This window comes from Streptomyces sp. NPDC043746 (assembly GCF_056436485.1).
Genome location: NZ_JBWKCM010000027.1, coordinates 1 through 23,842 on the forward strand (window position 1 = coordinate 1; position 23,842 = coordinate 23,842).

At 72.3% G+C, this 23,842-nt stretch carries 21 protein-coding genes and 1 pseudogene; 6 read left to right on the top strand and 16 right to left on the bottom strand.

What is annotated here, in order from left to right:
- Positions 1-344, bottom strand: a 344-nt coding sequence (locus AC0682_RS24920; protein WP_478535182.1) for a carboxyl transferase domain-containing protein, incomplete at its 3' end; no start/stop codon positions are given.
- A gap of 60 nt (positions 345-404) precedes the next feature.
- Positions 405-680, bottom strand: a complete 276-nt coding sequence (locus tag AC0682_RS24925; RefSeq protein ID WP_478535183.1) for an acyl carrier protein — start codon at positions 678-680, stop codon at positions 405-407.
- A 423-nt stretch (positions 681-1,103) separates the two neighbouring features.
- Here AC0682_RS24925 and AC0682_RS24930 point away from each other — a divergent pair, with 423 nt between their 5' ends.
- Positions 1,104-1,997 carry a helix-turn-helix domain-containing protein gene (locus tag AC0682_RS24930; protein ID WP_478535184.1) on the top strand — a complete coding sequence of 298 codons (894 nt, stop codon included), beginning with the start codon at positions 1,104-1,106 and terminating at the stop codon, positions 1,995-1,997.
- A gap of 34 nt (positions 1,998-2,031) precedes the next feature.
- Here the strand turns inward: AC0682_RS24930 and AC0682_RS24935 are convergent, their stop codons facing one another.
- Complete coding sequence (locus tag AC0682_RS24935) at positions 2,032-2,673, bottom strand: TetR/AcrR family transcriptional regulator (RefSeq protein WP_478535185.1); 642 nt, start codon at positions 2,671-2,673, stop codon at positions 2,032-2,034.
- A gap of 80 nt (positions 2,674-2,753) precedes the next feature.
- Here AC0682_RS24935 and AC0682_RS24940 point away from each other — a divergent pair, with 80 nt between their 5' ends.
- The 3 genes from AC0682_RS24940 to AC0682_RS24950 are packed head-to-tail and all read left to right on the top strand — an operon-like array spanning position 2,754 to position 5,947.
- Positions 2,754-3,734 (top strand): zinc-binding dehydrogenase, encoded by a 981-nt coding sequence (locus AC0682_RS24940; protein ID WP_478535186.1) that lies wholly within the window; start codon positions 2,754-2,756, stop codon positions 3,732-3,734.
- Positions 3,731-5,311: an MFS transporter gene (locus AC0682_RS24945; RefSeq protein ID WP_478535187.1), complete on the top strand. Its 1,581-nt coding sequence runs from the start codon at positions 3,731-3,733 to the stop codon at positions 5,309-5,311. The genes AC0682_RS24940 and AC0682_RS24945 overlap by 4 nt, the downstream gene beginning before the upstream one ends.
- Before the next feature lie 15 nt (positions 5,312-5,326).
- The gene (locus AC0682_RS24950; protein WP_478535188.1) at positions 5,327-5,947 is read left to right on the top strand and encodes a DsbA family oxidoreductase; all 621 of its coding nucleotides are present in this window, start codon (positions 5,327-5,329) and stop codon (positions 5,945-5,947) included.
- A 25-nt stretch (positions 5,948-5,972) separates the two neighbouring features.
- Here the strand turns inward: AC0682_RS24950 and AC0682_RS24955 are convergent, their stop codons facing one another.
- The 3 genes from AC0682_RS24955 to AC0682_RS24965 form a co-directional block, all read right to left on the bottom strand.
- Positions 5,973-6,641 (bottom strand): response regulator transcription factor, encoded by a 669-nt coding sequence (locus AC0682_RS24955; protein WP_478535189.1) that lies wholly within the window; start codon positions 6,639-6,641, stop codon positions 5,973-5,975.
- Positions 6,642-7,489: 848 nt separating this feature from the next.
- Positions 7,490-8,491, bottom strand: coding sequence for a TIGR00341 family protein (locus AC0682_RS24960; protein WP_478535190.1), 1,002 nt, complete (start codon positions 8,489-8,491; stop codon positions 7,490-7,492).
- A gap of 178 nt (positions 8,492-8,669) precedes the next feature.
- Positions 8,670-9,539, bottom strand: a complete 870-nt coding sequence (locus AC0682_RS24965; protein ID WP_478535268.1) for a universal stress protein — start codon at positions 9,537-9,539, stop codon at positions 8,670-8,672.
- A 287-nt stretch (positions 9,540-9,826) separates the two neighbouring features.
- On the opposite strand from AC0682_RS24965, the gene AC0682_RS24970 reads away from it, so the two are divergent.
- Together AC0682_RS24970 and AC0682_RS24975 are read left to right on the top strand one after the other, a co-directional pair.
- Positions 9,827-10,306: a cation:proton antiporter regulatory subunit gene (locus AC0682_RS24970; RefSeq protein ID WP_478535191.1), complete on the top strand. Its 480-nt coding sequence runs from the start codon at positions 9,827-9,829 to the stop codon at positions 10,304-10,306.
- A gap of 4 nt (positions 10,307-10,310) precedes the next feature.
- Complete coding sequence (locus AC0682_RS24975) at positions 10,311-11,486, top strand: cation:proton antiporter (RefSeq protein ID WP_478535192.1); 1,176 nt, start codon at positions 10,311-10,313, stop codon at positions 11,484-11,486.
- A 343-nt stretch (positions 11,487-11,829) separates the two neighbouring features.
- On the opposite strand, the gene AC0682_RS24980 is transcribed toward AC0682_RS24975, so the two are convergent.
- The 10 genes and pseudogenes from AC0682_RS24980 to AC0682_RS25025 all read right to left on the bottom strand — a co-directional run.
- Positions 11,830-12,693, bottom strand: coding sequence for a universal stress protein (locus tag AC0682_RS24980; protein WP_478535193.1), 864 nt, complete (start codon positions 12,691-12,693; stop codon positions 11,830-11,832).
- Positions 12,690-13,721 (bottom strand): zinc-dependent alcohol dehydrogenase, encoded by a 1,032-nt coding sequence (locus tag AC0682_RS24985; protein ID WP_478535194.1) that lies wholly within the window; start codon positions 13,719-13,721, stop codon positions 12,690-12,692. Before AC0682_RS24985 ends, AC0682_RS24980 begins: the two co-directional genes overlap by 4 nt.
- Before the next feature lie 32 nt (positions 13,722-13,753).
- Positions 13,754-14,653, bottom strand: a complete 900-nt coding sequence (locus AC0682_RS24990; RefSeq protein WP_478535195.1) for a universal stress protein — start codon at positions 14,651-14,653, stop codon at positions 13,754-13,756.
- Between the two features lie 535 nt (positions 14,654-15,188).
- Complete coding sequence (locus AC0682_RS24995; protein WP_478535196.1) at positions 15,189-16,064, bottom strand: universal stress protein; 876 nt, start codon at positions 16,062-16,064, stop codon at positions 15,189-15,191.
- 278 nt (positions 16,065-16,342) lie between these two features.
- Positions 16,343-17,263 carry a universal stress protein gene (locus AC0682_RS25000; RefSeq protein ID WP_478535197.1) on the bottom strand — a complete coding sequence of 307 codons (921 nt, stop codon included), beginning with the start codon at positions 17,261-17,263 and terminating at the stop codon, positions 16,343-16,345.
- Positions 17,264-17,432: 169 nt separating this feature from the next.
- The gene (locus AC0682_RS25005; RefSeq protein ID WP_478535198.1) at positions 17,433-18,230 is read right to left on the bottom strand and encodes a sigma 54 modulation/S30EA ribosomal C-terminal domain-containing protein; all 798 of its coding nucleotides are present in this window, start codon (positions 18,228-18,230) and stop codon (positions 17,433-17,435) included.
- A gap of 540 nt (positions 18,231-18,770) precedes the next feature.
- On the bottom strand, positions 18,771-20,507 hold the full coding sequence (locus tag AC0682_RS25010) for a GAF domain-containing sensor histidine kinase (protein WP_478535199.1): 1,737 nt from the start codon (positions 20,505-20,507) through the stop codon (positions 18,771-18,773).
- Between the two features lie 125 nt (positions 20,508-20,632).
- Entirely contained in the window at positions 20,633-21,325 is a 693-nt protein-coding gene (locus tag AC0682_RS25015) for a response regulator (protein WP_478535270.1), read from the bottom strand.
- Between the two features lie 91 nt (positions 21,326-21,416).
- The gene (gene pflA / locus AC0682_RS25020; RefSeq protein ID WP_478535200.1) at positions 21,417-22,154 is read right to left on the bottom strand and encodes a pyruvate formate-lyase-activating protein; all 738 of its coding nucleotides are present in this window, start codon (positions 22,152-22,154) and stop codon (positions 21,417-21,419) included.
- Positions 22,151-23,779 (bottom strand): annotated as a pseudogene (locus AC0682_RS25025) (pyruvate formate lyase family protein); the annotation flags it as partial. The pseudogene AC0682_RS25025 and the gene pflA, both read right to left, overlap by 4 nt.
- Between the last annotated feature and the right edge of the window lie 63 nt (positions 23,780-23,842).

Below are 23,842 nucleotides of genomic sequence, written 5' to 3' on the forward strand. Positions count from 1 at the left end.
GCCTCCAGACCGAACCCGGTGGCCCGGTGGCGGCGAAGCTGCTCGACCTCGCTGAACGAGCCCGCGTCCAGCAGCAGCTCGATGCGCTCGCGGGCGGTCAGCTTGCCCTTGGCGTGCTGCGCCTGGGTCGCACGCTCGCTGGGGCCGCGCCGGGCCTGCTCGCGCAGGGCCAGCAGTTCGTCGCGGAGATCGGTGACCGCGCGGTGATCGCGGACGGTCGGCGGGCGGCTCTCGGCTGTCGGCACGGCACACTCCACTTCTGGGGGGCGACTGCTCGGGCTGCCACGGGGGCCGGTTCCCGGGATGGCCGGACGATCGTGAGGGCCGCCGCAGCCGGCCCTCATCTCCGGTCCGATCCTCCTCACCGGCGGTGTTCGGCGCGGTGACGATGCGCCGTGTGCGGGTCAGACGGTCGGGACGGAGCCCAGCTGGGCGTTCACCGCCTCGATCAGAGCACGCGGGGTGGCGGTCTTGGTGACCGTCTCGTCGTCGAGGGTGATGCCGAACTCGCGCTCGATCCTCGTGCCGGTCTCCAGCATGGCCAGTGACTCATATCCCAGCGCTTCGAAATCCACGTCGAGGATGTCACCTTCGAGGTCGACGCTTTCGTCGGCCCCGACCCCCTCCTTGAGAATTCGCTTCAGGTCGGCAAGGTCGAAGCTCTTGTTTCCGGAAGACATGGGTGTCCTTTCATGCGGACAGAGATGGGCTTCCCGGCAGGGCCGGCCCCGGCCGGTACAGGCATACCGAAACTCGGCCGACACAGACCCGATACACGGTGTTCACCTGCGGAAACGGTCGGAGAGAAGAGACGAGCGCCCCTGACACCCGCATCGATCCGCGTCGCGGACCGGGGGCCGGGCACATGCCTGGGGAACGTAGCCAACAGCCTCTTCGCAAGCCGCGCCCACGTCAATGGTGATTCTTTAAGAATCCAACAAGACAATGTCAAGGAATCGTAAACCCGCAGAGATTCCGGCTACCCGGGGGGCGGTCGCGCCAGTAAACCAAAACAGCCTTGCCCGGACTCACCGCAGGCTTTTAGGCTGGCCGGACCGCCGCGGTCCAGAAGCCGGTAAGATTTCACGAAGGGGAAACAAGCCTTGAATTCCCGGGAAACTCGAACGGTCCGGTCGTACCACCTCTGCACCGGGGCCGGCTGCCGTCGGCGTGAGACCCGGGAGGGACGCGGACGGAGAACCGTCGCCAAGGGAGCCCTCCTCTGCCCCGACTGCCTGGGCGCACTCCTCACCGACCTCCGGCGGCTGCCCATGCTCTACCGCACCTGCGGTGAACTGCTCGACGGCAGCAGGAGCGTCAGCGGCCCCCGCGAACGCACCTCGGGGGGCGGGACTCCCGGACTCCCCTTCAACACGCACGCGTCGGACGCGCGCCGGGAGATCCTGACGCTCCTCGGCTCCTGGGCCGGCCTCGTCGCCGAGGCCAGGCAGGTGCCCGGCCCCGATCGCACCGTGGAAGCCCTGGCAGCCTTCCTCGTACGTCACTGGAGCTGGCTGGCCGCGCACAGCGCGGTCGTGGACGCCTCCCACGAGCTGAACGCGGCCGCCCGCCGGGCCGCACGCGCAGCGGACCTGGACCGTGACCGCCGCCTGGTGGTGGTCGGCCCCTGCCCCGAGCCGGGGTGCGCGGGACAACTGCAGTCCCTGATCCATCCGCACTCCGCCGCGGCACCTGCCGTACGGTGCCGGGTCGATCCGGCGCACCACTGGACGGGCGGGCAACTGATGGCGCTCAGGCGGCGGATGACGGCGACGCCCGCCGCGACGCACCCCGCACCCCTCACTCCGCCCCCGACGAGGACCGCGTGGCTCACCGCCTCCGACATCACCCGGCTGTGGGGCGTCCCGTCCGGCAGCGTCTACCGGCTCGCGAGCCAGGGCGCCTGGCGGCGGCGGAGCCGGAACGGCCGGACGTACTACCACGAGGCCGACGTCGTACGGGCGTTGAGCGAACGGCGTCCGCACCCGGCCGCCTGACGGGCCGCGGGGCCCGCCGCCCGCCCCGGCCGCGCTACCAGCGTTCGGCGAGGAGATCGGGGCCGGGCGGGCTGCCCGGCAGGGAGCCGTGACCGGCCCGCAGCCCGTCCAGCGCGATGGCGATGACGCGCTGGCGGGCGTTGCCCGCCGCCTCGGCCAGGTCGGCCCTGCCCCGCCCCTCGAACTGCTCGACCAGGGACGACTTGCCCAACTGCTCGACGAGCAGGGAGACGTCCACGGTCGTGGCGTCCGCCCGCAGCACCCCGGCTTCGTGGGCCCGGTCCACCAGAGCCCGCGTCAGCTCGTCGGACCTGGTGAACTTGGCGGCCATCTCGTCGGTGATCTCGATCGTGCCGGCCAGCGGGCCGAGCGCACCGGCGCTGAACTCGATGGCGGCGGTGACGTAGTGGACGAGCCCCTCCCAAGGGTCTTCCTGGGCGAGCCCCTCCTCCGCCGCCTGGATCCACTGGCCGAGCGACAGTGCGCAGAGGTGCTGGAACAGCTCCTCCTTGGTGCGGTACCGCCGGTAGAGGCTGGCGATGCCGACACCGGCACGGGCGGCGATCGCCGCCACGGAGGCGTGGGCACCGTCCATGGCGAGGACCTTCCTGGCGGCCTCCAGGAGGGCGCGGTCGTTGCGTTCGGCTTCTGCGTATCGGGGAGCTCTTCGGGCCATGGGCCCATCGTAGCCACTTGCGAAGCGAATCACTCCGTTATACATTCCAAACGAAGTGAAGCTATCCGTTTGGAGGCACCGTGCTGTCCGTGGTGATGGAGGAGTTCGGAGGACCGGAGGTCCTGCGGGCTCGACGTGTCGAGGATCCGGTGCCGGGACCTGGTCAGTTACTCGTCGACGTGGCGTACGCGAGCGTCACCTTCGTCGAGACGCAGGTGCGCTCGGGCAACGGCCCCTTCGGCCGTCCACCGCTCCCCCGCGTCCCGGGCAACGGCGTGGGCGGCCGTGTCGCCGCCGTGGGGCCGGGCGTGGACCCCGCCCTGGTCGGTACGACCGTGGTGACCACCACCGGCGGGGAGGGCGGCTACGCCGAGCGGGCCCTCGCCCGGGCCGACGAGGTGGTGCCGGTTCCGCCCGGCCTCGACCTCAAGGACGCGGTCGCGCTGCTGGCCGACGGCCGCACGGCCCTCCTGCTGTTCCGGCAGGCCGAGGTCAAGCCGGGCGAACGGGTCCTGGTGGAGGCCGCCGCGGGCGGTCTCGGCAGCCTCCTGGTCCAACTGGCCGTGCACGCCGGCGCCCGTGTCATCGGCGCCGCGCGCGGCACGCGCAAGGCCGAGCTCGTCGTCTCGCTCGGCGCCGCCTTCGTCGACTACTCCCAGGAGCAGTGGATCCGCCAGGTCCGGGAGACAGCCGGCGGGGATCTCGACGTCGTCTTCGACGGGGTGGGCGGAGCCATCGGCACCGCGGCGGCGGGCGCCCTGGGCACCGGTGGACGCATCAGCCTCTACGGCATGGCGAGCGGCGCGGACTCCGAGCTGGACGAGGAGGACCTCGCCGCCCGGCGCATCCGCACTCTCGGGCTCTTCGCGGGACCGGGCCCCGCCGAGACCCACGCCTACATCGGTGAGGCGCTGCGGCTCGCGGCGGACGGCGTCCTGCGGCCGGTCGTCGGCCAGGTCTTCCCGCTCGCGTCGGCCGCCGAGGCGCACGCCGCGATCGAGGCACGGGCCACCGTGGGCAAGACCCTGCTCGCCGTCGGTGAGCCGGACTCCGGCCGATGAGGGCCGCGTCTCCCGGCCCGCCGGAGCGGGCCGGGGCCAAGGAGTGGACCGCGCTGGCGGTCCTGGGCGTTCCGGCCGTCCTGGTCATGATGAACATGTCGGTGCTCTATCTGGCGCTGCCGACGCTCAGCCGCGATCTGGGGCCCAGCGGCCCCCAGTTGCTGTGGATCACGGACATCTACGGCTTCATGGTCGCCGGTGCCCTGATCACCATGGGCACCCTGGGCGACCGGCTCGGGCACCGCCGGATCCTGCTGGCCGGGGCGGTCGCCTTCACCGGCGCCTCGATCTTCGCGGCGTACGCGGACAGTGCGGGGATGCTCATCGCCGCACGGGCGATCCAGGGCGTCGCCGCGGCATCCCTCGCGCCCTCATCGCTCTCCGTGATCCGCAACCTCTTCCGCGATCCCGCCCAGCGCACCCTCGCCATCACCATCTGGATGATGAGCTTCATGGGCGGCGGCGCCCTCGGTCCGCTCGTCGGCGGTGTCCTCCTGCAGTACTTCTGGTGGGGCTCGGTCTTCCTGGTCGCCGTACCGACCATGCTGGTGCTGGTGCTCACCGTGCCGTTCCTGGTGCCGGAGTTCCGCCCGGCGGGGTCCGGCAGGATCGACCTCGTCAGCGTCGCGATGTCCCTGGTGACACCGCTCGCGATCGTGTACGGGATCAAGAGTCTCGCGGCGGACGGCGTCGGGCCGTCCTCACTGGGCGCCATCGCCGCGGGTGCGGTCGTCGGCGCGCTCTTCGTACGGCGACAGCGGCGGCTCGACACGCCGCTGCTCGACCTCTCCCTCTTCAGGATCCCCGCGTTCGCGGTCCCGGCCGGGGGGATGATCGTGGTCGGGATGCTCCTCTTCGGAACGAGCCTCCTCACCTCGCAGTACCTTCAACTGGTGCTGGGCTTCGAGCCCTTGGAGGCCGGTCTCTGGCAGCTGCCGACCGCCGTGGGCGGCACGGTGGTGGCGCTGTGGGTCTCGGGGCTGGCCGCCCGCTTCCAGCCCGCCGTGCTGATGAGCGCGGGTGCCGCACTGGCCGTCCTCGGACCGGTCATGCTCACCCAGGTCGACGGGGGTCCCGGCTTCGTGGTGGCCGGCTCGCTGCTCCTCTTCGCCGGCCTCACGCCCTTCATGGCGCTGGGCACGGGCCTGGTCGTCGGCGCCGCACCGGCCGAACGGGCCGGCGCCGCCTCGGCCGTCTCCGAGACGGGGGCGGAACTGGGCGGCGCGCTGGGCATCGCCACCCTGGGCAGCGTCGCCACCGCCGTCTACGGCGGCTACATGGCGGACCGTCTCCCCGACGGCGTACCGGCAGGGCTCGCCGGGCCCGCCGGGGAGACGCTGCCCGCCGCTCTGGAGGCCGCGCAGCAGCTCCCCGGGGCGGTGGGCACCGCGCTGGCCGACACCGCCCGCGCCGCGTTCACGCACAGCCTGCACGTACACGCGCTCATCCTGATCCCCATCCTGCTGGCCCTCTCCGCGCTCACGCTCACCCTGCGGCGGCGCGGCGGCAAGCCGGCCGACGACGACCCGACACCCGCCGACGACCGCTCCGCCGCCCCGGCGCCGGTCACCGACTGAGAGGAGACCTCGCTCATGCAGGTCGAGGTGTACTTCGACATCCTGTGCCCCTGGTGCTACATCGGGAAGAGGAGGCTGACGACCGCGCTCGCCGGACGCGAGGACGCGGAGGTCGTCTGGCGCAGCCTGGAACTCGATCCGGAGGGCAGCCCGACGGCGGGTCCGACGGCGGCGGAGGTCATCGCCCAGTACCAGCCCACTCCGGAGCGGGCAGCCGCACGGGTCCGGCACATCCAGGCGCTCGGCGAGGCCGAGGGGCTCCGGCTCGACCTGCACAAGGCACGGCCGGTCAACTCCTTCGACGCGCACCGTCTGGTCCGGCTGGGCGCCGCCCACGGGTTGGCCGACGAGGTACTGGAACAGCTGCTCCACGGCTACCACACCGAGGGGCTCGACATCGCCTCCCACGAGGTGCTGGAGAAACTGGGCGTCGAGGCGGGACTGGAGCCGTCGGCGGTCCGCCGGATGCTGCGGGGCACGGAGTTCACCGAGGACGTCCGCGCGGACGAACGGTCGGCACGGGAGCGAGGCGTCAGGGGCGTGCCCACGCTGGTCGTGGACAGCGGGGCACCCGCCTCGGTCATCCAGGACCCCGGCGTCCTGGACCGGCTGCTGACATCCCCGTCCGATGCCTGACAGCCTGTCGAACCCTCGGCGGGGCTCAGTCCTGGCAGAAGCGGAAGCCCACGCCCCGGACGGTCAGGATCCACCCGCTCTCCCGCAGCTTGCTCCGTATCGAGCTGACGTGGGTGTCGATCGTCCGGCTCGCCTGCGCGCTGAGCCCCGCCCCGGCGGGATGCCCCCAGAGGTCGACCATCAGTCGCTGCCGGGACACGACCACACCGGGACGGCTGGCGAGATAGTGCAGCAGGTCGAACTCCTTGCGGGTGAGTTCGACCGCCCGCCCGTAGAGCCCGACCTTCCGGGATTCACTGTCGAGGCTGAGACCGCCCCGGGAGAGCAGGGGCCTGCGCTGACCGTCGAACCGCCGCATGACGGCGTCGATGCGCGCTATCAGCTCACGAAAGGAATACGGCCGCTCAAGACAGTCGTCGGCACCGGCCTGGAGACCAAGAATTCTGTCGAGTTCGGCGGCTTTGTCGGCGAAAGATATTATCGGAGTGTCACCAGCCGCCCGAATGCGACGGCAGACCTCTATACCGTCAATATCGGACAAGCCGAGATCGAGCAGCACCAGATCGACATCTTCCGCTGCATTCAGGGCTTCCGCCCCGGAAGCCACCGCGATGACGTCGTGGCCGTGCCTTCTCAGGCCGCCTGTCAGTAATTCCGCCTGATCTTCTTCACTCTCGACCACAAGGACACGCATTCACTCCCCCTCCGCGTGACCACACCCACAACATACGGTCAGAACTTTAACAAAAGAAAGGGGTGACCTCTAGCGGCCGAACGAATCCGGCCATAACACAGCCCTCGACCGGGGCTTTTGCGCTATTTCAGCAATGCCAGGGTTACTTCACGGGCTCTTCCCACGGCGCATCGGCTACCAGCTCCCCGGCCATGAGGTTCCGGTGATACGCCCGGGGCTGACTTGATCGTGCATGAGGGTCTGTCAGTTTGCTGGCGGACCCTTTCGGCTCGTCCGGAGCGGGTTCTTCTGCGGCGGGGCGGGCTCACGGCCCGGCTGACGCGTCGGGCGGGCGCCGGGTTCCGCGGCTCCGGTTGCGGTGGTGCTGCTCTCAGGGACACGACGCTGCTGGTCGGCCAGGGTCCGGCAGGGCCGCGAGCCGTTGCAGGGCATCGGTGATCACGCCGGTCCAGGGCCAGCGGCCGGCGAGGCAGGTCAGCGTCGGCGCGTACGGTCCCCTCGCACGGCAGACAGCCCCGGCCGTTCGAGCGTGGCCAGCGCTTCCTTCCTCCAGCCCACGACCGTGTCGGATCTCGGGGTCCGGGCACCGCGAGGCCCCCGGGAGAGGACGCGGCGAAAACGGCCGAGCCCCGTGGCTCTCAGGGCTGTCCCGCAATCCCTGGCGGGCGCACGACGCCAGCTACGGCGCCTCGCCGCGTTGTCGGAACGCCCGAATACATCCAGTATGCGGACGTCCCTCCGCCTTGCGATGCGCCGCATCTGACGCCGCGCGCTGATCCACCAGGGATTGCGGGACAGCCCTTCGACGCCGACCGCCCACCGGGCGCTGGGCGGAGCCGGCCCGGCACTCAGTCGCCGACCACTCCGGCATTGATGCGCCGACCGCGGGACGCGTCCACCACGACGGGGATGCCGTCGGGGATCCGGCCCTCCAGCCGTCGGAGCAGGGACTCCACCGGTGGCAGGTCCCCGGGGAGGCGGACGTGGATGTACATCGTCCGAGAGGTCGCGTCGACGCTGGTGACGGACGCGCCCGGCTCGTCGGCGAGCCACTGCTGCGCCACCGTCATGGTCCGCCCGGTCCAGACGTTGAGCAGCAGGGTGACCACGGTGTTGGCCGTCAGCGGGACGAACACGAGGGCGAACAACAGGGCCATGGCGGCGTAGGTGCTACGGGCCGGCCGTCCGGCCTTCCTGTCGGCCTCCGCGGCGTATCCCAGCGAGGCGAACACCACGATGCCGCCGAAGACGAGGGCGAAGAGGTTCGACACGAACAGGACCAGCGCGCCCAGCGCCAACCACCCCGAGAGCTGTCCCAGGCACACACCGACCACCACCAGAGGGGGCACGAGGGAGATCGCGATCGCGACCCCGGGCAGCACGGCGGCGACGTCCCGGCGGGCCAGCGCCACCGCGCCGGCGAAGCCGGTCGCCAGGGCGGCGATCAGGTCCATCAGGCCCGGCGATGTCCGCGACGAGATCTGGCTGTTGGCCAACAGGTCGTAGTCACCGGGGAGGACCACCGACATGCCCATCCCCACCGCGATCACCAGCAGGCACGCGAGGACAACGGTCCTGGCCGACCCGGTGCGGCGGCGCTGCACCGATCCCAGGGCGATACCCATGATCGGCGTGGACAGCGGTGCGATGATCATCGCGCCGATCACGGTGGCCGTCGAATCCGTGAGCACTCCCCCCACCGCGATGACCGACGACAGCGCCAACATGGTCCAGAAGGCCGAACGCTTGGACGTGGTGTCCCCGGACGACAGGTCCAGATCCTCGGTCAGCTCGTCCAGCGACCGGCGCTGGGAGGCAGGCAGAACACGGGCGCGAACTCTGCTGATCACCTCCCCAAACAACCACGGTCAGCAACGTTTCCGTCGGCAGGACACGAGCAGGAGCACGTCCGGCTCAGGCTGCTCCCGCAGTGGGTCGAAAGCTCCTCCTTCACCCCTCCGGGGGGCCTCGCCCGAACTGACGGTCATGCCGGCACTCCGCTCTCGGCCGGGGCCGGCTGAGGGACGGTCATCCCCGGCCGCGGACCACGGTGACGGGGCAGTAGGCGTGGTGCAGCAGGGCCTGGCTGACCGAGCCGAGCAGCAGGCCGGTGAAACCGCCGTGTCCCCGGGCGCCGACCACGACGAGCTGGGCGTCGCGGCTCGCATCGATCAGGGCGGCACGGATCCGGGAACGCTCCAGCCGCCGTTCCACCCTGACCTGCGGGAACTCCTTCCGGCAGGCGGCCACCGTCTCGTCCAGCAGGCGCTGCTCGGCCTCACGGAGCCGTTCGCTGTCCACCACCATGGCGTTGAGGGGGTCGCCGGGACCCTCGTAGGCGCGCTCGCTCCAGGTGTTCCACACGTGCAGGGCCACCAGCGGCGCCCCACGCAGGGCCGCCTCGGCGAACGCGAACTCCACCGCGGCCCCACCTGCCTCGGAGCCGTCCACGGCCAACAGCACCGCACCGGCCGGATCGGGGCGGCCTCGCACCACCATGAGCGGGCAGTGACCGTGCGCGGCCAGGTGCACGGCGGTCGAGCCCAGCAGCAGCCCCGAGAACCCGCTCAGCCCCCGGCTGCCGACGACTGCCAAGGACGCCGACCGTGATTCGATCTCCATCACCTCCAGCGCCTCCCCGGCGACCACCGACCGGGTGACGGACACGCCCGGCGCCGCCGCATGCGCCCGCGCTTCGGCATCGGCCGGCACCCCCTGGACCATCGGCTCCAGACCGTGGTCGGCGGAGCTCCACGCCGGGCCGGCGGCGGGCAGGTGGCCCGGCGCATGGCCGAAGGCGTGCACGATCCGCAGCGGGGCTCCCCTCAGGCGCGCTTCCCGAGCCGCCACGTCGACCGCCTCGAGACTGGAAGCGGAACCGTCCACTCCTACGATCACCGGATCGATCACTGCGCTCTCCTGTCCTGGACGCCACCGGCACGCGGCCCCTTGATCCCATTCTCGGCGCGGCCACCGCGTCGCGCCCGGGGGCCGACAGGCCGACATCGGGGCCGGTCGGCCCTGTCCGCCCCCGCGCGACGGGAGGAAGAGTGACCCGTGGGCCTCCGCCGCCGGGAGGGGCCGGTGCTTGAGCTGCCGTCCCCACATGCCGAACACCCAGGGCACAGCGGTCGGCGTATCGAGCCGCACGACCACGGCTCCCAACACGGACGGGATGGTTTCGGGTGGACGTCAACGAGGTTCTGCTGCCCGGTGTGGGGCTGCTCTACGAGTTCGTCAGCCGGGAAGGCGACAGGATCGGCGTGGTCGCCCGCCGCTCGGGTGACTTCGAGCTGGCGGTCTACGGAGAAGGGGACCCGGACCAGGCGCGGGCCGTGTTCCGGCTCACCGGCGAGGAGGCCGACGTCGTCGCCGGGATCCTGGGCGCACCGCGCATCGCCGAGCGGTTCGCGGATCTGACCAAGGAGGTGCCCGGGCTCAGCGCCGGGCAGGTCGAGGTGCCCGTCGGCACCCCGTTCGTCGGCCGCCCCCTGGGAGAGTCCAGGGCACGGACACGGACGGGCGCGTCGATCGTGGCGATCGTGCGTGGTGAGGAGGTCATCCCGTCCCCCGGCCCGGAGAAGGTGCTGAGTGCCGGGGACGTCCTGGTGGTGATCGGGACCCGCGAGGGGATCGCCGCGGTGGAACAGCTCGTGCGGGGCTGAGGGGATGCGTATCTCGGTCGCCCTGCTGCTGGAGCTGGGCGTCATCCTCGCCTTCCTGAGTCTGCTCGGGACGCTGGCACGACGTTTCGCGCTGTCCCCGGTCCCGCTGTACCTCCTGGCGGGCCTGGCGCTGGGCGAGGGAGGACTCGCCCCGGTCCCGGCAGCGGGCTCCTTCGTGGAGACCGGCGCCGGCATCGGCGTCGTCCTTCTGCTGCTGGTGCTCGGGCTCGAGTTCACGGTGCCGGAGTTCACGGTCAGTCTGCGCCGCCATCTGCCCTCGGCCTGGGTCGACCTCGTACTGAACGCCACCCCCGGCGCGGTGGCGGGATGGTTGTTCGGGCTGGACGCCGGAGGGATCCTGGCGCTCGCCGGGGTGACCTACATCTCCTCCTCGGGCATCATCGCCCGGCTCCTGGGCGACCTGCGGAGAATGAGCAACCGGGAGACCCCGGCCGTGCTGTCGGTGCTGGTGCTGGAAGACTTCGCGATGGCCGCCTACCTTCCGCTGCTCGCCGTGGTGGCCGCCGGAGGGACCTGGCAGCAGGCCCTGCTGGGAGTGCTGCTGGCCCTGGGCGCCGTCGCGGCCGCGCTCGCCCTGTCCTACTGGTGGGGCCATCACCTGGGGCGCCTGCTGTCGCACCCGGACGCGGAGCAGCTCCTGCTGCGCGTCCTGGGCGTGACACTGGTCGTCGCGGCCCTCGCGGAGACCGTTCACGTCTCGGCGGCGGTCGGCGCCTTCCTGGTCGGACTGTCACTCACAGGAGAGGCCGCCGACCGGGCACGGAAGGTACTGAGCCCGCTGCGCGACCTGTTCGCCGCCGTCTTCTTCCTCGCCATCGGCCTGTCGATCCCGCCCGACTCGCTGCTGCCGGTACTTCCGGTCGCCCTGCTCCTGGCCGTGGTCACCGCCGCGACGAAGGTGGCGTCCGGCTGGTACGCGGCACGCCGAGAAGGAGTGGGACGCCGGGGCCGGCTGCGTGCGGGGACCGCGCTCATCGCCCGGGGCGAGTTCTCCATCGTCATCATCGGCCTCATGGGCACCGGCCACGACCGGCTCGGCGCCCTGGTCGCCGCCTACGTCCTCCTGCTCGCCGTGACCGGCCCCGTCATCACCCGCTTCACCGGCCCGCGCCCGTCCGGTACGAAGCGCTCACCGCGCCGTGCCGCGCCGGTGCCCTGATCCGGGCAGGCGGCACCGGACGCACGAGAGTAGGGGCGCAGGGGCTCCCTTCCCGCTCGGGGAGGGCCCGCTCGCTCGGGGTAGGCCCGCACTCTCGGAGAGGGCCGGTCCCCGGACCGGTTGTGGGTCGTCCGGAGCGGGACCGCCGCTCCCGACGCACACCTCCCCGGCGGCCGGGCCCCTGCCATCGAGTCACGGGGGACGGCGAGCGGCCCCGCGCGGAGCCGCGCCCGCCGAGGTCGACGGACGCGTCATCGGACACAGGACACAGGACGTCGGCGGGACCCTGGTGCGGTCCCGCCGACGTCCCTCCCGCCCCCTCCTCCACGGAGGGGGCTCGCCCTCACCTCGCCTCGGGCACGACCACGACAGGACAGCCGGAGTGGTGCAGGACCGTGTGGGCGACCCGTCCGAGACGGGGCCCCGAACGGCCTCCTCGTCGTCGGCCGACGACGAGGAGGCCCGCGCCTCGCGAGGCGGCCGGAAGGACCCTGCGGGCGGGGCCCTCCACCGTGCGCCGCCGCAGTCGGACCTCGCCGGGAACCTCGGCGAGCGCGGCCTCCAGTTCCTCGGCCGCCCGTCGTTCGTGCAGACGCTCGGGGTCACCCGTGATCAGGGGGTGGTCGACCGTCTCGTGCAGGGGGCACCGCCACGCCCGTACCGCCTCCAACGGGACATCGCGCCGCTTCGCCTCCTCGTAGGCGAAGCGCACGGCCGCTGTCGGCGCGTCGGCCAGGCCGACGACGATGTGTTCCTGGCGTCCGCCGACAGCGCGGTTGCCGTGGTTGCCGCGGACCACGACGACCGGGCAGTCCGCCTGCGCGGCCACGGTCAGGCTGACGGAGCCCAGAAGCAGATCGGCGAGCCCGCTGCGGCCCCGCGTGCCCACGACCAGGGCGGACGCGTCGCGGCCTTCGCGTACGAGGGCGCTCTCCGGCTCGTCCACCACGTCGAAGGTCGTCACGGGCAGCTCGGCATGATGGCGCAGCGCCCGCCGGGCCGCGGCGGCGAGGATGTCCCCCGCGGCGACCCGCCCGGACGAGCTGCCGACCTCCGGCGCGAGCGCGGGCCCCTCGTAGCGTTCCCAGAGGGAGGCGTACACGATCCGCAGGGGCACCCGGCGCAGGGCGGCCTCGTCGGCCGCCCAGTCGACGGCCCGCAGGCTGGGCTCGGAGCCGTCGACGCCGACGACCAGGGGCAGGTTCATCGCTCTCGGCCTCCCGCGCCGATGTCGAAGACGATGCGGGCCTTGACCTGGCCCCGCAGGACCTCGTCGATCGATTCGTTGACGGCGGTGAGCGGGCGGGTCTCCTGGACGACCTTCGTCCGGCCGGCCGCGTGCAGCTGGAAGACCTCCGCCAGGTCCTGGCGGGTGCCGACGATGGAGCCGATCACCGAAGTGCCGTTGAGCACGGTGTCGAAGATGGGGACCTGGATGGTGCCGTGCGCGGGCAGGGCCACCATGACGAGCTTCCCACCGCGCCGCAGGCCCGAGTTGACCGCTTCGAAGGCGGCGGGGCTGACGGCGAGAGCGAGGGCGGCGTGGGCGCCGCCGTGCCGCTTCAACTCCGCACCGACGTCCTGTGTACGGGCGTCGATGAGGATGTCGGCGCCCAGTTCCCGGGCGAGTTCGAGCTTCTCGTCGGTGACGTCGATGGCGGCCACGGTGGCGCCGGCGATCTTCGCGTACTGCACCGCCAGATGGCCGAGACCACCTACACCGGAGACGGCGACGAGCTGTGCGGGCCGGACACCGGCGACCTTCAGGGCCTTGTAGGTGGTGACGCCCGCGCAGGTCAGCGGGGCGGCGTCGACGGCGCTGACTCCCTCGGGCACCGGCTGGGCGAAGTCGGCCCGGGCCAGCATCTTCTCGGCGTAGCCGCCGTCGCAGCCGTAACCGGTGTTGACCTGGCTCTCGCACAGCGTCTCCCACCCCGACAGGCAGTGCTCGCACCGCCCGCACGCGCTGCCGAGCCACGGCACGGCGACCCTTTCCCCGACGGCGAGATGGGTGACGCCCTCGCCGAGCTTCTCCACGAGGCCGACGCCTTCGTGACCGGGCACGAAGGGCGGGGTGGGTCTGACGGGCCAGTCACCGTGCGCGGCGTGGATGTCGGTGTGGCACAGCCCGGACGCCTCGACGCGGACGCGGACCTGGCCGGGGCCGGGCTCGGGGTCGGGGCGTTCCTCGATGACCAGGGGCTGACCGAATGCGCGTACGACCGCTGCCTTCATGATGTCCTCGTTCTCTGGTTTCCGGATGTGCGTCACTCGTGTGCGACGACGGCGACGGGGGCGGTGGCGTGGTGGAGCACCGCATGGGTGACGGCACCGATGTGGGTGCCGAAGGGGTTACGGCGTACCCGCCGGCCCACGACGACGAGGGAGGCGTCACGGGAGGCGTCGATCAGGTGGGTGGCGGCGCTGCCCGGGCGGGACATCTCGACGACCTCGACCTCCGGGTACTTCTGCCGCCAGGGGCGCAGGGTCCCGGCGAGTGCGTCAGCCTGCTTCCGGGTGAACTCCTCGTGGTGTTCGAAGCCCGGCCCGATGGTGTAGACGGCGTAGGGCCACGTGTCCCAGGCCTGGACCACGTACAGGGCGGTCTCCCGGCGCCGTGCCTCCTCGAAGGCGAAGGCGATGACGGTGTCGTCGGGACTCCCCAGGCCCAGGACGACGGGCCGGAACGCGGTGGTGTCGGACGGAACGCCGGCAGGATCCACGACGTGCTCGTCGGTGGCCTGTTCCCCGGCGCGTACCAGGACGACGGGCACCTCGGTACGGGCGATCACGGACTGTCCGACGGAGCCCACGAGGAATCCGCCGAGCCCGCTCAGTGCCCGGGACCCCAGGACCAGCAGCTCCGCGTCGCGGGCGGCTTCCACGAGGGCCTGGGCCGGCGTCCCGGTACGCTGCTCGGTGCTCACCTCCACACCCGGGTGGCGCAGGCTCAGCCCCTCGGCGGCCTCGCGCGGGACCCGCTCGGTCCAGTGCTGGTGGGTCTCCGCTCCCAGGAGCGGAGCCTGCGCCATCGGCTCCGGCACCGGCATCCACACGTGGATCAGCCGGACCGGCAGGTCACGCAGCTTCGCCTCGCGCGCCGCCCATTGCGCAGCGGCTGCGCTCTCGGCCGAGCCGTCGAGTCCTACGGTGATCGTGCGGGCCATGATGTCTCCTCCGGTGCCGGATGCTCTGGTTCCAGCGTCGCGTCCGGCAGGTTCTCGCAGCAGGGGCCGCCGGGTCCCTCGCCGGGGCCGACCGGCCCCATCCGCGCGGATGACCGGCCCTCCGGTGCCCGGGGTCGCTCGGCCGCCGTCATACGTCGCCCCGGACGGCCGGGAGCGGACGGGCACGACCGGGAGCGGACGGGCGCAACCGCGCCCGGCGAGCGGCACCGGGCGGGTACACCCGGTGCCGCTCGCCGGGCGCGAGTCGGCGCTCCCCCTGACCGCTCCGGCCGGAGCGGTCAGGGGGAGGAAGGCATCGTGTCGGACCGACCACGGCGCGGCGGAGACGGACAGCCCCTCGGCTCCGTCAGCCGGTGAGCGCCCTCGCCTGCCGGGACTCCGCCCGGTCCGCTGCCGCTCGGCCACGGCTTCGGCGAGCGCCGTCCGGCGCCCCCTCAGGTGCGTGGAGCAGCGGGGGCTGAGATCCCCTGCCGCGCGCCTTCGTCCGTACGGCGAGAGGGCGCCGGCGGCGGTCCTACCCGGGGGGACAGTCGTGGGGCACGACCGCCACGGGGGCCGTGGCATGGTGCAGTACGGCGTGGGTGACCGGCCCGAGACGTCGCAGGCCGGCCTCGTGGCCGCGCCGTCCGACGACCACGAGGGCGGCACGGTCGCCGTGGGACAGCAGGACCTCGGAGGCCGAGCCGGTCTCGACGTGTTCGACGACCTCGACCTGCGGATACGTGTCGCGCCACGGCTTGAGGGTCTGGGCCAGTGCCTGCCTGTCGACCTCCTCGGCTCCGTTCGCCCTGTCGACCACGTACAGCGAACCCGGACTCCAGGCGAGGGCCGTCGGAACGCTGCGGGCGTGCACGGCACGCAGGGTGGCTCCGCGTTCGGCCGCGGCCGAGAAGGCGAACCGCAGCACCTCGTCACCCATCTGCCCGGGTTCCACGCCGATCACCACCTCCTGAGCCTGCCGGGGCGTGGCGGAACGCGGCTCCCCGACCATGACGACCGGCCCGGCCGCGTGGCGCAGCACCTTCATCGAGACGGAACCGAGCAGGTAGCCGGCCAGGGTGCCGTATCCGCGCGATCCCAGCACCAGCATGTCGGCGCGTGCGGCTTCCGCCAGGAGGGTGGGGACCGGATCGTCGACGATCAGCTCGGTCGTGATGTCCAGGGCCGGGTGCCGCCCGGCGACGCGGGACCGGGCCTCGTCGAGCATGGTGCGCACCCAGCGCTCTTCGGCCGCCCGGTCTCCGACGTACACCACGTCGGTGGGGCGCCAGATCCAGGCGTGGACCAGGCGCAGAGCCGCCCCCCGGAGTTCCGCCTCCCGGGCCGCCCAGTCCGCCGCGGCCGAGGCGTGGTCGGTCCCGTCCATTCCTACGGTGATGGTGCCGGACATGGTGCCTCCTTCTGCTGCCGCTGACGGGGAGACCTCAGCGGACACGACGACGTGGTGGTGTGAGCCTCACACGGGGACGGCGTGCGGCAGGGGGGCCGATCGTCCCTGGTGTGGGCCTGGGCGGCCCCGGTCTCGCCGGCCGATGGGCCTCGAACCGGTCTCGGGTCGCGGTGGACGCGCGACCGCCACCAGGGCCGCCGCGGGGAGTCGGTGTGCCGGGCGAGCGGAGACGACCGGCGCCGGCGTCCGCGCTGACCGGCGTGGCCGACCGTACGCGCTCAGCGGTGGGGGACCACGGCCACCGGAGCCGTGGCGTGGTGCAGCACCGCGTGTGTGACGGCCCCGACCTGCGGGGCGAACGGTGTGCGGCGTGTACGCCGTCCCAGCACCAGCAGCGAGGCATCCGCCGAAGCGTCCACGAGGTGGTGGGCTGCCTTGCCCACGACACACTGTTCCACCACCTCGACCTGCGGGAACGTGCTGCGCCAGGGCCGCAGTACGTCCGTGAGCGCGCTCGCCTCGCGCAGTCCCCGGGCGACACGGTGGCCGGGGTCGGCGGCTGCGGGGTCGTAGTCGAAGACGGCCGGAGCGTTCCAGCCGTGGATGACCCGCAGCACGACCGCGCGAGCGGCGGCGGCTTCGAAGGCGTAGCCGATCAGCTCGGCACACGGCCGGGAGAGGTCGAGGCCGAGGACCACGTCGAGGCGCTCCCGGTCGGCGGCGCTGCCGCCGACCCCGGCTCGCTCGGCCGGTCCGCCGGGCCGCACGACGACGACCGGACGCTCTGCGTGCGCGATGACGGGCATGGACACCGATCCGGCCAGGAAACCGCCGAGGACGCCGAGCCCTCTCGAACCCATCACCAGGACTTCCGCCCGTTCCGTCGCGGAGAGCAGCACCTCCGCGGGGCGCCCGACGGCCTGCTCGACGCCCACGTCGAGGCCGGGAAACTCCTCCCCCAGCCGGTCGGCCGTCTCGGCGAGGACGCGCTCCACCCCGTGCCGGGTCATGGTCGTTCCGTCGCCGGTGGTGGTGCTGCCCCCCGGCAGTGCGGGGATCAGGAGCGGCAGTCGGTCCTCCCGGGCATGGAGGAGGCGCAGGGGCAGCCCGCGCAAGCGGGCCTCTCGGGCGGCCCACGCCGCTGCGGCGAGCGACTCGGCCGAGCCGTCCACAGCGGCGATGACGGTACGTGGTGGCATGGTTTCCTCCGAAAACGGGGTGCGTCCGGTCGAGGAGCGGCGGCAGGGCGAGGCAAGGGCGCGTCGGCGGCCCGGGAGGCGCCCGGGCCGCCGGCCGCTGGCTGTCCGATCCCGGGAGGGCCGGAAGGCGGCGGTGCGGTGGTGCGGTGGTGCGGGGTCGACGGTTCCGCTACAGGGCGGGGGTGATCAGTCCGTAGTGGCCGTCGTAGCGGTGGTAGAGCACGCTGCCCCGGCCGGAGCCGGTGTCGTGGAAGAAGACGAAGGGCAGACCGGTCAGGCGCAGCCGCTGGACGGCCTCGTCCACGTCGCTGGCGGGGACGGGAACCGTGCTGAGGCCCAGCGGTCCATCGAAGTCCCGGGGTCGGCCGGCGGTCCCGAGCGACGCCATACGGGGCCGACCGTCGGCCGCGTCCCGGTAGACCACGCTGTCGTGGCCCGAGGCGAAATCGGTGAAGAGCCAGAAGTCGTAGTCCATGGCCTCCAGGTCGATCAGGGCGTCCTCGGGCGTCTGCCGGGCCAGGCTGAAGGACTTGTGCCGGATGACACGGCGCTCCTCGGCGGGAAGTTGCCGGCGGTGCGGGCGGTGCTCATGACCCGGGCCGTCCCGCCACGTCGCATCGTCCGCGCCGCCACCACGCGGTCCTCGCGTCCCGTGCCGCCGGACCCGGGCGATGCGCGCGCTCAGGCGCTCCTGCAGGCGATCCACGGCCTCGAACACGGTGGGCGCGGCGACCTGCGCCCGCACCGGCCTGCCGTTGACGTCCACCACGGCCTGGGCCATGGCCGGACGGGCCGCCGAAGCGTTGGCGGGTTGCGTGAGCTTCACCTGCGCCGACAGGACCGGTTCGCTCACATGGCCGGTCACCACGAGCATCTTCCTCCGGGCATAGGCTTCCGCCCCGGCCGGCACCTGTCCTCGGTTGCGCACCTGGACGTCGACTTCTCCGCTGGTCGTGTGACCACTCATGGCAACTCCTTCTCGGTCTCCCCCAGCCTGGCTCCCGCCGCTCCTCCCCGGCAGAGCCGACAGGTCCGCGCCGCGGCGCCGCACGTACCCGTGCGAGGGCCGTACGGGAGGACCACCGGCCTCCCGGCGAGGGCCCTTCGGCCCACAGCCGTCCGCGGACCGTGACGGGGGGCAGGGCGAGCGCGCACGGCGCCCCGGCCGCCCTCACTGGTCGGCGGGGCGCCCGGGTCGTGTGTCCTCAGGGGGCGCTCTCGGCGGACGCCCGTGCGGCATCGTGCCGTTGGCCCCGCGGTATCCGCGGTGGGGGCGGAAGCGGGCAACCGCCCGCCACTCGACCGACCGTGACGGCCCGTACGGACCGGGCTCGCAGACCGAGGGTGGCGCGCCGGAGATCAGCGGAGGCCGGGCAGGCCGACGGACCGCCGAAAGTCCCCGCGCAGGTGCGGGGATCTCGTGCCGACGGACGTCGGAGGTCGGCGTCCGGGCGCGCCCGGCGGCCCCTGTGGGCGGGTCGCGCCGAGCCGCGCGGCGGGGTCGGCTCTACACGGTGTCCGGCGACTGTCCCAGTGGGGCGTGCCACACGAGCCGCGCCCCCTTCCCTCCCGGGCTCTCCAGCTCCATGGCGCCGCCGAGCGTCCGCGCGCGTTCCGCCATGTTGGCCAGGCCGCTGCGGCGGCCTCCGGCCGGGATGCCCACGCCGTTGTCGGTGACCGTCAGACGGACCTGCTTGCCGTCGGTGTCCAGCACCACGTCGGCGCGGTCGGCACGGGCGTGCCGGGCGATGTTGGTCAGGGATTCCGTGAGGACGGCCATGACGTGGTCGGCAGTCCTGCCGGGCACGTGCGTGTCGAGCAGGCCCTCCATACGGACACTGGGGGCGAAGCCCAGAAGAGGAGCTGCCTCACCGATGGCGCGTACGGCGCGGGAGCGCAGGCCCGGCGCGGTCTCGTCCTCGCGGGTGCGGAGGCCGAAGATCGTCGACCTGATGATCTTGATGGTCTCGTCGAGGTCGTCCACCGCCCGCAGGATCCGCTCGGAAGCCACGTCGTCCTGGACGCGCCGTCCGGCGCTCTGCAGCGTCATGCCGGTGGCGAAGAGCCGTTGGATGGCCAGGTCGTGCAGGTCGCGGGCGATCCGGTCGCGGTCCTCCAGCAGCGTGATCTGTTCGGCGTCCTGGCGGCGTTCCGCCAGCTCCATCGCGACGGCGGCCTGCGCGGCGAAGACCTGGAGCGACTCCGTCTCCTGCTCGGTGAACTCGCGGCCACCCGACTGCCGGACCAGCAGGACCACTCCCTGGGCCTCGTCGCGGGAACCGATCGGCACGGCGACGGCCGGCCCCAGCCCCTCGAAGCGCGGCGGATCGGTCGGGAGGGGGAAGTCGCGGGCGATGTCCGCGGTGCTGACAGGCGCCCGGTGGACGAACGCCTGTCCGACGAAAGTGCCGTCCACCGGCAGGACGACCCCCCGCCATGCGTCGGCCTCCTGGCCTATCGCGATGTCCACGGCGAGAGTGTCCGTCCCGCTCACCGGCATGGCTACCACGCTCAGGGCCGACGCGGTGATGTCCCCGGCACGCTCCGCGATCAGCGGCAGCACCCCGCCCTGGTCGGCACCGGACATCAACGTGTGGGTGATCTCCGCGTTCGCCCGCAGCCAGCGCTCACGCAGCCGGGACTCCTCGTAGAGGCGGGCGTTGTCGATCGCGATGCCGGCCGCCACGGCCAGCGTGGCGAGTACCGACTCGTCGTCCTCGTCGAACTGCTGCCCGCCGCGCTTCTCCGTCAGGTACAGATTGCCGAAGACGTGGTCACGCACCCGGATGGGGACGCCGAGGAAGGTGTTCATCGGCGGGTGGTGGGCCGGGAAGCCGTAGGAGGCCGCGTGCTCGGAGAGCTTGCGCAGACGCAACGGCTCCGGGTGGCGGATCAGCTCGCCCAGGATGCCGTGGCCTTCCGGGTAGGAACCGATCCGTGCGATCTGCTCCTCGCCCACACCCACCGTGTGGAAGGCCGACAGCCGTCTGCCGTCCGGACCGATCACACCGAGCGCGGCGTACTCGGCGTCGACCAGCGCCGCCGCGGCCTCCACGATGCTGCGCAGCGCCTGCTCCAGATCCAGCTCACGACCGACCGAGAGCACGGCCTCCAGCAGGCTGTGCACCCGGTCCCGGGTGCCGCGCGCCGCGTCCAGCCGGGCCTGGAGCTCCTCCAGCAACTCGTCCAGTCGCAGTTGCGGCAGTCGTACCCGTGCCTCACGGGCTCCCTCGGCGCTCTCCACCAGCTGCTCCTCCAACGCCACACCGCCTGTCGGCAGCCCTCCCGTGCACCACCACAGTAGCGGCTCGAGCAGGAGCGGGACGAGGGATGTCGCAGCCGCACGGGCCCGTCGGCCGGGCCGTCGCCTCAGCGCCCGTCGGGACGCATGCGGTCGCGGGCCTGGGTGGCGATGACCGCGGCCTGGATGCGGCGCTCCACGCCGAGTTTGGCGAGCAGGCGGGAGATGTGGTTCTTCACCGTCTTCTCCGCGAGGTACAGCCGCTGTCCGATCTGCCGGTTGGTCAGCCCGTCACCGATCAGGTCGAGGATCTCCCGCTCGCGGTCGGTCAGGCCCGGCAGCATCTCCGGCTCCTCTGCCGGCTGGCCGCCCCGCAGCCGTGCCATGAGCTTGGTCGTGGCGCTCGCGTCCAGCAGCGACTGGCCGCGGGCAACCGTCCGCACGGCGGTGACCAGGTCCGATCCCTGGATCTGCTTCAGCACGTAGCCGGCGGCTCCCGCCATGATCGAGTCCAGCAGTGCCTCCTCGTCGTCGAAGGAGGTCAGCATCAGACAGGCCAGGTCCGGCATCGTCGAGCGCAGTTCACGGCAGACGGTCACCCCGTCGCCGTCGGGCAGGCGCACGTCGAGCACGGCCACGTCGGGCCGCAGGGCGGGGACCCTCACCAGGGCCTGCTCCGCCGTCGCCGCTTCCCCGACGACCGTGATGCCCGGCTCGTCCTCCAGCAGGTCGTGCACCCCTCGACGTACCACCTCGTGGTCGTCCAGGAGGAACACCCTGATCGGGCTGCCCGTCTTGCCGTCCTGCTCGCTGTGCGCCATCGCCCGCTCCTCGTGTGCCTGGTCCTGTGCTGGCATCCTCATCCTCCCGGACGGCCCGGACCAGGGCCGGTCGGCCCCACTTTCGTCCGCCTCAGTGGGCCGCGAGCCCGCGCTCGCGGAACTGCCCCCTCACCCGGTCCACCAGCGCCGGGTCGGGGACAGGCGCGTCACGCAGGGGAAACGGGAGGCCCAGCGCGTCGTACTTGGCGGCGCCGAGCTTGTGGAACGGCAGCACGTCGACCCGCTCCACGCAGCCCAGGCCGGAGAGGAACGCGGCAAGTCCGTCGACGGCGGACTCGTCGTCGGTCCAGCCGGGCACCAGGACGTACCTGATCCACACGCGCTTGCCCAGCCGCTCCAAACGGGTCACGAAATCGAGGGTGGGAGCGAGTGCGCCGCCGGTCAGCTTCTCGTAGGTGGTGGTGTCGAACGACTTGATGTCGAGGAGCACCAGGTCGGTGTCGGCGAGGAGCTCGTCCGACGCCCGGGCCCCCAGGAATCCGGAGGTGTCCAGGGCCGTGTGCAGGCCTGCCTCCTTGCAGCGGCGCAGGAGCGTCCCGGCGAAGGCCGACTGGAGCAGGGGTTCTCCCCCGGTGAGGGTGACCCCGCCCCCGGCCGTGGTGACGAAGTCCCGGTAGGTGCCGATCTCCGCCATCAGCTCGTCGACGGTGGCCTCCCGCCCGTCGCGCATGTGCCAGGTGTCGGGATTGGCGCAGTACAGGCAGCGCAGCGGACAACCGCTCACGAAGAGCACGAACCGGGTCCCGGGACCGTCCACGCCGGTGGACAGGTCCCAGGAGTGGATCCGGCCGGCCGTCCCGGTGCTCACCGTGCCCCGTGGAAGGTGCGGCTGATCACGTCGAGCTGCTGCTCGCGGGTGAGACGGACGAAGTTCACCGCGTAGCCGGAGACTCTGATGGTCAGCTCGGGGTACTTTTCCGGGTGCTCCATGGCGTCCTCCAGCACGGCCCGGTCCAGCACGTTGACGTTCATGTGGAAGCCGCCCGCGGAGACGTAGGCGTCGAGGATGCCGACCAGGTGGCCGGCGCGTTCCCCGGGGACGTGACCCAGTCCCTCGGGGGTGATGGTGGTGGTCAGGGAGATGCCGTCCCGGGCGGCGTCGTAGGGCAGCTTGGCCACGGAGAGGGCGGAGGCGGCCACTCCGTGCTTGTCGCGGCCGTTCATCGGGTTGGCGCCGGGGGCGAAGGGCTGTCCGGCGCGCCGGCCGTCAGGGGTGTTTCCGGTGTGCTTGCCGTAGACGACGTTGGAGGTGATGGTCAGTACGGACTGGGTGTGCTCCGCCTCGCGGTAGGCGGGGTGCTCGCGCACCTTCGCCATGAAGGACTCCACCAGGTCGACGGCGATGCTGTCGGCACGGTCGTCGTTGTTGCCGTACGCGGGGAACTCCCCCTCGGTCCGGAAGTCGACGGCCAGACCGGTCCGGTCGCGGAAGACCCTGACCCGCGCGTACTTGACGGCGGACAGGCTGTCCACGGCGACGGACAGACCGGCGATGCCGCAGGCCAGGAAGCGGTGGACGGGGTAGTCGTGGAGCGCCATCTCCAGGCGCTCGTAGGCGTACTTGTCGTGCATGTAGTGGATGACGTTGAGCGCGTCGACATAGGTCCGTGCGAGCCAGTCCAGGACGCGGTCGTACGCGGCCGACAGCTCGTCGTAGTCGAGGTACTCACCGGTCAGGGGCGGCATCTTCGGGGTGATCTGGTCGCCGGTCATCTCGTCCTGACCGCCGTTGACGGCATACAGCAGGGCCTTGGCGAGGTTGACGCGGGCTCCGAAGAACTGCATCTGCCTGCCCACCGCCATGGCGGAGACGCAGCAGGCGATCGCGGTGTCGTCGCCGGTGCGCACCCGCATCAGGTCGTCCGACTCGTACTGGACGGCGCTGGTGTCGATGGACACCTGGGCGCAGAACTCCTTGAAGCCGTCCGGAAGCCGCGACGACCACAGCACGGTCAGGTTCGGCTCCGGAGCGGGGCCGAGGTTGTAGAGGGTCTGCAGGAAACGGAAGGAGGTGCGGGTGACCAGCGTGCGGCCGTCGGCACCGATGCCGCCGATGGACTCCGTCACCCAGGTCGGGTCGCCGGAGAACAGCGCGTCGTACTCGGGGGTGCGCAGGAAGCGGACGATACGGAGCTTGATGACGAAGTCGTCGATCAGTTCCTGGGCGCCCGACTCGTCGAGGAGTCCGTCCTCCAGGTCGCGCTGGAGGTAGACGTCCAGGAAGGTGGAGGTCCGGCCGAGCGACATCGCCGCGCCGTTCTGCTCCTTCACGGCGGCCAGGTAGCCGAGATACAGCCACTGCACGGCCTCGCGGGCGGTGGCCGCGGGACGGCTGACGTCACAGCCGTACGTGGCCGCCATCGCCGTCAGCTCGCCCAGGGCGCGGACCTGTTCGGCGAGTTCCTCCCGGTCGCGGATGACGTCCGGGGTGGACTCGCCGTCGGCTTAGTGGGGGTGGTGGTGGGGGGGGCGGTTCCCGCGGGGTGGGGGGGTGGT